The sequence below is a fragment of the Sulfitobacter sp. genome, from assembly GCF_041552635.1.
Classification (GTDB): domain Bacteria; phylum Pseudomonadota; class Alphaproteobacteria; order Rhodobacterales; family Rhodobacteraceae; genus Sulfitobacter.
The window spans coordinates 1-1,140 of sequence record NZ_JBFEKM010000393.1 but is presented as its reverse complement, the minus strand read 5'-3'; the positions used below and the strand labels follow the sequence as shown (position 1 = coordinate 1,140).

General features: G+C 39.4%; 1 protein-coding gene. It reads right to left on the bottom strand.

Annotated features, from left to right (window positions below; all coding sequences use genetic code 11):
- Positions 1 to 36: 36 nt before the first annotated feature.
- Positions 37 to 1,140, bottom strand: a 1,104-nt coding sequence (locus ABYT07_RS21340) for an Ig-like domain-containing protein (RefSeq protein ID WP_372994000.1), incomplete at its 5' end; no start/stop codon positions are given.

Sequence of the window (1,140 nt, the reverse complement as noted above, 5' to 3'; positions counted from 1 at the left end):
CGATATAAGAATATAGAAGTTTTTCATGTTTATAGCTTATTTAGTTCCTAAGAAGATGTATCCTTGAATTGGTCCTAAACCACTAGCACCATTAATTTCTATGATATAGTAGTACGTACCAGAAGGCAGTTGGTTCGAGCTTGTAAATGATTTATCTGAGAATCCATCCCAATTATTTTGGTAATTTCTCATGGTATAGATCTCTGCACCCCATCTATTAAAGATCTTCACATCGAAAGTAAATCCACAATCCAGATCCACACCTATTGTAAAGAAGTCATTAAATCCGTCACCATTCGGCGTTACAGCTTTAGAAATACTATCTCTAATATCATCTATACTACAATCTAATACGATACAAGAATCATCTATCGTTAATTGCACTGCGGTCGTAGAAGGACAGTTACCTGAGAGTACATAATTGAAGGTAAAGGTTCCTAAATTATCTTCGAAGGAACGTAAGTCCAAGAGACCATCTAAAATTTCTACTGAATTTGAATCTACCCAGGTTCCTGTGTCATCATATTCTCCAGATAAAAGTTGGAATAAGTCATATGGTTCCTCATCGTAACACGTTGGAACTATCCCAGAACTCGGTTCAATTGGCTCAGCTATCGGCTCTTCCAAAGTCACAACTGTGATCTCTGAGGTTAAGCCTCCTGCTGTTTGAGCAGTTATCTCATAAGTTCCTGGTTCAAGATCGCTAAATACTCCGCTTCCTTGATAATCCACTCCGTTAACACTATAAGTTAATCCCTCAATAGTCTCAACAGTGATGGTTCCTGTTGGTAATTCACACGTTGGTTGGACCACCTCTATTACTATAGGCGGATCGGGTTGATCATCTACCGGATTTATAGTTATGGTTACCGTAGCAGTATCAGTTCCTCCATTTCCATCGGAAATAGTATAGGTGAAAGTATCTGTACCGTTGAAATCAGGATTTGGCGTATAGGTGATGGTTCCATCATCGTTGATCACCACCGATCCATTGCCTGGATTGGTTGTACTTACAACGGTAAGTCCGTCTCCATCCACATCAGAATCATTATCCAGTACTGCAACAGTTACTGAATTATCCTCATCTACTGTGGCAACATCATCTACAGCTACCGGTTCATCATTTACAGCATTCACCGT